Annotated in this window: 5 protein-coding genes and 1 pseudogene; all 6 read right to left on the bottom strand. The window is 73.3% G+C overall.

Annotation, left to right across the window (positions count from 1 at the left end; genetic code table 11):
* Positions 1 to 528, bottom strand: a pseudogene (locus HLB15_RS21540) (hypothetical protein); the annotation flags it as partial.
* A gap of 97 nt (positions 529 to 625) precedes the next feature.
* On the bottom strand, positions 626 to 2,023 hold the full coding sequence (locus tag HLB15_RS21545) for a thymidine phosphorylase (protein ID WP_171108531.1): 1,398 nt from the start codon (positions 2,021 to 2,023) through the stop codon (positions 626 to 628).
* Positions 2,020 to 2,439, bottom strand: a complete 420-nt coding sequence (locus tag HLB15_RS21550; protein ID WP_373291094.1) for a cytidine deaminase — start codon at positions 2,437 to 2,439, stop codon at positions 2,020 to 2,022. Before HLB15_RS21550 ends, HLB15_RS21545 begins: the two co-directional genes overlap by 4 nt.
* An 11-nt stretch (positions 2,440 to 2,450) precedes the next feature.
* The gene (locus tag HLB15_RS21555; RefSeq protein WP_171108534.1) at positions 2,451 to 3,749 is read right to left on the bottom strand and encodes an ABC transporter permease; all 1,299 of its coding nucleotides are present in this window, start codon (positions 3,747 to 3,749) and stop codon (positions 2,451 to 2,453) included.
* Positions 3,746 to 5,089, bottom strand: coding sequence for an ABC transporter permease (locus tag HLB15_RS21560; protein WP_171108535.1), 1,344 nt, complete (start codon positions 5,087 to 5,089; stop codon positions 3,746 to 3,748). Before HLB15_RS21560 ends, HLB15_RS21555 begins: the two co-directional genes overlap by 4 nt.
* The gene (locus HLB15_RS21565; RefSeq protein ID WP_171108538.1) at positions 5,086 to 6,609 is read right to left on the bottom strand and encodes an ABC transporter ATP-binding protein; all 1,524 of its coding nucleotides are present in this window, start codon (positions 6,607 to 6,609) and stop codon (positions 5,086 to 5,088) included. Before HLB15_RS21565 ends, HLB15_RS21560 begins: the two co-directional genes overlap by 4 nt.
* Positions 6,610 to 6,630: the final 21 nt, after the last annotated feature.

Consider the following 6,630-nt stretch of genomic DNA (forward strand, 5'->3'; position numbering starts at 1 on the left):
GACGGCGGCCTCGACCACCCCGGGGCGCTCCGCGACGCGGTGGGTGTAGCGCACGCCGCCGTAGCTGGCGAAGCGGGCGGCGCCCCACGGCGGCGTCCCGTAGGAGCGCGGCCAGCCGGCCGGACCGAGCCCGTGCCGGTTGGTGGCGGCGTGCACGGCGCGCTGGAGCCGCGCGAAGCCCTCGGCCGGGTCCCCCGCGGCGAGCCGCAGCGCGGCCCGCGGGTCGCCGGCCAGCCCGAGCATGGCCAGCACGGCGGCGCCGCACGTGGTCTCGTCGATCTGCACCGCCGCTGCGGTGGCGCCCTCGAGCGAGGGCAGGTTCAGCCGCCGCGGGAAGCCGACCGTCCCGGTGCCTCGCTCGCGCGCGAGCGGGTCGAGCACGGAGCGCCGTGCCCGGTTCGGCACGGACTCGAGGCGCGCCTCGACGTCGTCGGGCACGGCTGGCCGCTCGAAGCGGCCGGGCGGGGGCGGCGCGGGCACCGGTCCGGCGAATGCGCGCACGGCGCCGAGCAGGGACGAAAGGCGCATAGACGACGGCATCCCGTCAGGCTAAGCCGCCCCGGCGCGACTCGCCGGTGCGCCACGCTGGGCGCGCCGGGTGACCCGGCGCGCCCGAACCCGCAGGTCAGACGATCCGGTCGAGCACCACGGACCGGTCGTGCACCAGCCCGGCACCCGCCAGGGCGCCCGCACCACCGTCGAGGCTCGCGAGCATGCCCGCGGCTCCGGCGAAGACGCCCTCGAGCACCGTCTCCGCGCTCTCGTGCCGTACGTCCCACGCCCCGGCGAGGGCCTCGCGGGCCCGCTCGAACCGCTCGGGGGTGTCGGTGTGCAGCGTGAGCACCGGCTGCCCCTCGGCCACCCGGTCGCCCGGCTTGACGTGGATCTCGACACCGGCGGCCGCCTGCACCGCGTCCTCCTTGCGCGCCCGGCCGGCCCCCAGACGGCGCGCCGCCACGCCGACCGCGTAGGCGTCGAGCGACGTGAGCACGCCGGAGCGCGGCGCCACGAGGGTCTCGGTCTCCTTCGCGACCGGGAGCGGCGCGTCGACGTCGCCGCCCTGCGCCGCGATCATCGCGCGCCAGCGGTCCATGGCCCGGCCGTCGGACAGCGCGGCGCGCACGTCCGCCTCCGACGTCGGGCGGCCCGCGGCGTCCAGCATCTCGACGGCCAGCGCCACGGTGAGGTCGACGACGTCCGCCGGCCCGCCGCCGGCCAGCACCTCGAGCGACTCGCGGACCTCCAGGGCGTTGCCCGCCGTGCGGCCCAGCGGCACGGACATGTCGGTGACCAGGGCGACCGTCCGCACACCGGCGTCGGTGCCGAGGTCCACCATGGTGCGCGCGAGCTCGCGGGCGCTGTCCAGGTCCTTCATGAAGGCGCCGGAGCCGACCTTGACGTCCAGCACCAGGGCACCCGTGCCCTCGGCGATCTTCTTCGACATGATCGAGCTCGCGATGAGCGGGATCGCCTCGACGGTGGCCGTGACGTCGCGCAGCGCGTAGAGCTTCTTGTCGGCGGGCGCGAGGCCCGCGCCCGCGGCGCAGATCACGGCACCCACGGACTCGAGCTGCGCCATCATCTCGTCGTTCGTCAGCGACGCGCGCCACCCGGGGATCGCCTCGAGCTTGTCGAGCGTGCCCCCCGTGTGGCCGAGCCCCCGCCCGGAGAGCTGCGGCACGGCGACGTCGAACGACGCGACGAGCGGCGCCAGCGGCAGCGTGATCTTGTCCCCCACGCCACCGGTCGAGTGCTTGTCCGCGGTCGGCCGCGACAGGCCGGCGAACGACATGCGCTCGCCCGACGCGATCATCGCGTGCGTCCAGCGGGAGATCTCGGCCCTCGTCATGCCGTTGAGCAGGATCGCCATGGTCATGGCGGACATCTGCTCGTCCGCCACCACGCCGCGCGTGTAGGCGTCGATCAGCCAGTCGATCTGCGCGTCGCTCAGGGACTCGGTGTTGTCGCGCTTGGTCCGGATGATGTCGACGGCGTCGAACGGCTCGGTCGCCCGCTCGGTCATGATGTTGCCTCTCGCACGTGGTCCAGGTTGCCCGGCCCGAAGGCCTGCGGCAGTACTTCCGTCATCGGCAGGACGCCCTGCGGCGTGTCGACCAGCAGGCCGGGCCCGCCGTGCTCCCAGAGGAGCTGGCGGCACCGCCCGCACGGCATGATCGTCTCGCCGAGCACGTTCACGCAGGTGAACGACGCCAGCCGCCCGCCGCCCGACATCACCAGCGCACTCACGAGCGAGCACTCGGCGCACAGCGTGACGCCGTAGGCCGCGTTCTCGATGTTCGCCCCGGTGAGCAGGCGGCCGTCGGTGGCGTACGCCGCCGCGCCGACCTTGAAGTCGGAGTACGGCGCGTACGCCTTACCGACCGCCTCCCGGGCGGCGGCCCGCAGGCCGTCCCAGTCCACGGTGTCAGAGGTGTTCACGGTGCCCATCCTCAGCCCTTGACGTACGGCTCGCCCGACGCGGCCGGCGGACGCGACCGGCCCACCAGGCCCGCCACCGCGAGCAGCGTGACGACGTAGGGGACCATGAGCATGAACTGGCTGGGCACGGGCGAGCCCACGACGGACAGCACGTTCTGCAGGTTCGACGCGAAGCCGAACAGCAGACCGGCGAACGCCGCGCGCACCGGGTCCCACTTGCCGAAGATGACCGCCGCCAGCGCGATGTAGCCCGCGCCGCCGGTCATGTTCTCGCCGAACTGGCTGAGCTGCACGGTCGTGTAGAACGCACCGCCGAGACCCGCCACGGCGCCCGCGACGAGCACGGCGTTGTACCGCGTGCGCACCACGTCGATGCCGACCGTGTCGGCCGCCTTCGGGTGCTCGCCCACCGCCCGCAGCCGCAGGCCCCACCGGGTGCGGTTCAGCGCGAACCAGACCGCGGGCACGGCGAGGAACATCAGGTAGATGAGCAGCGGCTGGCGGAACAGCACGGGGCCGAGCACCGGGATCTCCGACAGCACGGGGATCGGCACGGCGCTGAACCGGGTGGTGGAGTTGAGCGTCTCCGCGGCGGGGACGAGCACCTGCGAGTACAGGAAGCTCGTCAGCCCGACGACGAGCACGTTGAGCACGACACCGACGATGACCTGGTTCACGTGGTACGTGATCGCGAAGAGGCCGAGCACCAGCGACACGAGCGCACCCGCCAGCAGCGCGGCGAGCAGGCCCATGACGGCGCTGTTCGTGATCGACGAGACGATCGCGGCGGTGAACGCGGCGCCGAGGAGCTGGGCCTCGATCGCGATGTTGACCACGCCCGCCCGTTCGCCGATGACGCCGCCGAGCGCGCCGTACACGAACGGCACCGACCAGAGCACGGCGCCGCCGAGCAGGCCGACGACCGACAGGTCGCGCGGGCTGCCCGCACCGGCCCAGGCCAGGAACCCGGTCAGCGCGGCCGCCGCGTAGACCACGACGAGCCACGTGGGCGTACGCCGGTGCCGCGCCGTGAGCACGGCCGCGGCCGCCGTCACCGCGAGCAGCACGGCACCGCACGCCCACGCGAGCGGCGCCGACGGCAGCACGATCACGGGGATCTGGAAGAAGTCGTTGCGCGAGGACAGCACGAACCGCGTGTCCCCCGCGTGCGGCACGGCCACGAGCAGCAGCGCGTAGAGCACCGTGATCGCGGCGAGCACGCCCGCCGTCTTCCACGTCACGACCGTGACGGTGCGCGTGGTCTCCGACAGCGGCGCGTCGAGCTGGGTCGTCCTGTGTTCGGCGCTCACGCTGCCGCCTCCTTCGTCTTCCGGGCCTTCTTCGGGGCCCGACGGCGGCTCGGGTCCGGCAGCCGGAAGATGGCCCGGACCAGCGGCGGCGCCGCGATGAACAGCACGATGAGCGACTGGACGACGAGCACGATGTCGCTCGGGATGCCCTCGGCCGCCTGCATGGTGGACCCGCCCGCCTTGAACGCGCCGAACAGGATGCCCGCCGCGAGCACGCCCCACGGGTTGGACCCGCCGAGCAGCGCGACGGTGATGGCGTCGAACCCGATGCCCGCGTCGATGTCGGAGCTGAACCCCGTGGTGATCGCGCCGAGCACCTGCGACGCGCCGGCCAGGCCGACGAGCCCGCCCGCCACGAGCATCGAGCTCACGGTGGTGCGGCCGGTGTCGATGCCCGCGACGCGCGCGGCACGGGGGTTCTCGCCGACGGCGCGGAACGCGAAGCCCGCGGACGACCGGTTGAGCAGCCACCACACGCCGACGACGGCCAGCAGCGCCAGCACGAAGCCCCAGGTGAGGTTGAACCGCTCGCCGAGCAGGGCGGGCAGCTGCGCGGACTGCGGCGTCGGCGGCGTCTTCGGGTTGGACGAGCCGGGAGCCTGCAGCAGCCCCGGCGTCGCCAGGAAGTACGAGATGAGGTAGAAGGCGACGTAGTTCAGCATGATCGTCACGATCACCTCGTGCGCCCCGGTGCGGGCCTTGAGCAGGCCCGCGAGGCCTGCCCACAACGCGCCCGCGGCGATGCCCGCGACGAGCGCGAGCACCAGGTGCAGCGGGAACGGCACGCCGCTCACGCCGAAGCCGACCCAGCCCGCGGCCGCGGCGGCGACGAGCATCTGGCCCTGGCCACCGATGTTGAACAGGCCGGCCCGGAAGGCGAGCGCCACGCCGAGGCCCGCCGCGATGAGCGGGGTCGCGTAGGTGAGCGTCTCGGTGAACGGCCGGACGGCGGTCGCGAGGTCGTCGGCCTGGAAGTTCACGACGGCGCCGCGGAACAGCGCGGCGTACGCGCCGCCGATCGCCTGGCCGAGCGCGACGAAGGTGTCTCCGGGCCGCGCGAAGAAGTAGGTCGACGCCGCCTTCACCTCCTCGTCGGTGAAGGCGATCATGACGGACCCGGCGACGATCGCGAGCAGCACGGCTCCCGCGGAGACGGTCCACGGGCTGCTCATCGTCTGCTGCAGGGCCTTGGCCAGGCGGCTCGCCGTGTCGACGGCGTCGTCCCCGACGGGCGGGCCGGCCACGCGGGCCCGCTCCTGCTCCAGCTCCTCGGCCGTGCCGGGGTCGAGCCCCGGCTCCTGGGCGGGGTTGGTCCCCTGACCCGACTCGGACGCGCTCACGCGACCTCTCCCTTCGCGTCCTGCGGCGAGATCCCCGCCATCATGAGGCCCAGCACGTCGCGCGGTGTGTCGGCGGGCACGATGCCGACGACCTTGCCGCGGTACATCACCATGATCCGGTCGGCCAGCGCGACCGCCTCGTCCAGCTCGGTGGAGACCACCACGACCGGGACGCCGGCGTCGCGCGTCGCGACGATCCGCTTGTGGATGAACTCGATGGAGCCGACGTCGACGCCGCGCGTCGGCTGTGCCGCGACGAGCAGGCGCAGGTCGCGCGACATCTCGCGGGCGACGACGACCTTCTGCTGGTTGCCGCCCGAGAGGCGGCCGACGGGCGTGGTGATGCCCTGGGTGCGGACGTCGTACTCCTGCACCTTCTCGCGCGCGAAACGGTCGCGGAAGCCGAGCTGGAGCGCGCCGCGCCGCACGAAGGGCGGCCCGTCGGAGCGGTCGAGCATGAGGTTCTCCGCGATCGTGAACTCGCCGACCAGACCGTCGTGCGTGCGGTCCTCCGGCACGAAGCCGACGCCCTGGTCGAGGATGCGGCGCACGGACAGCCCGACGAGCTCCGCGCCGTCGAGCGTCACGCTGCCGGTCACGTCGTTCTCGAGGCCGAGGAGCGCCTCGGTGAGCTCGGTCTGGCCGTTGCCCTGCACACCGGCGACGGCCAGCACCTCGCCGCCGCGCACCTCGAAGCTCACGCCGTCGACGACGACGGTGCCCGCCTCGTCGGTGACCACGAGGTCGCGGACGACGAGACCGTTGTCGCGGAGGGTCGGTGCGTCCTTCTGCACGGTGAGCTCGACGGCGCGGCCGACCATGAGCGAGGCGAGCTCGGCGTCCGACGCGGTCGGGCTGGCCTCGCCGACGACCTTGCCGTGGCGGATGACGGTGATGCGGTCCGCGACCTCGCGGACCTCGCGCAGCTTGTGGGTGATGAAGACGATCGCGGCGCCCTCGTCGCGCAGCTGCCGCATGATCGTCATGAGCTCGTCGGTCTCCTGGGGCGTGAGCACCGCCGTCGGCTCGTCGAACACCAGCACGTCGGCGTTGCGCGACAGGGCCTTGATGATCTCGACGCGCTGCTGCACGCCCACGGGCAGGTCCTCGACGACGGCGTCGGGGTCCACGTGGAAGCCGAAGCGCGCGGAGATCTCGCGCACCTGCGCGCGGGCGGCGTCGAGGTCGAGCCGGCCGCCGCCGCGGGTCTGCTCGTGGCCGAGCATGACGTTCTCCGCCACCGTGAAGACGGGGACGAGCATGAAGTGCTGGTGGACCATGCCGATGCCCGCCGCCATGGCGTCGCCGGGCCCGGCGAAGTGCTGGACCTCGTCGTCCAGCAGGATGTCGCCCTCCTCGGCCTGGTACAGGCCGTACAGGACGTTCATCAGGGTGGACTTGCCCGCCCCGTTCTCGCCCAGGAGGCAGTGGATCTCGCCCGGCTCGACCACCAGGTCGATGTGGTCGTTCGCGACGAGCGCGCCGAAGCGCTTGGTGATACCGCGCAGCTCGAGCCGCATGGGGTTCCTTCCCGAGATGGG

The sequence above is a fragment of the Promicromonospora citrea genome, from assembly GCF_013004695.1.
GTDB lineage: Bacteria > Actinomycetota > Actinomycetes > Actinomycetales > Cellulomonadaceae > Promicromonospora > Promicromonospora citrea.

What these genes read in the sequence shown, in the direction of transcription:
- HLB15_RS21545 (WP_171108531.1), bottom strand. Translation starts at nt 2,023, where the DNA reads ATGACCGAGCGGGCGACCGAGCCGTTCGACGCCGTCGACATCATCCGG.
- HLB15_RS21565 (WP_171108538.1), bottom strand. Translation starts at nt 6,609, where the DNA reads ATGCGGCTCGAGCTGCGCGGTATCACCAAGCGCTTCGGCGCGCTCGTC.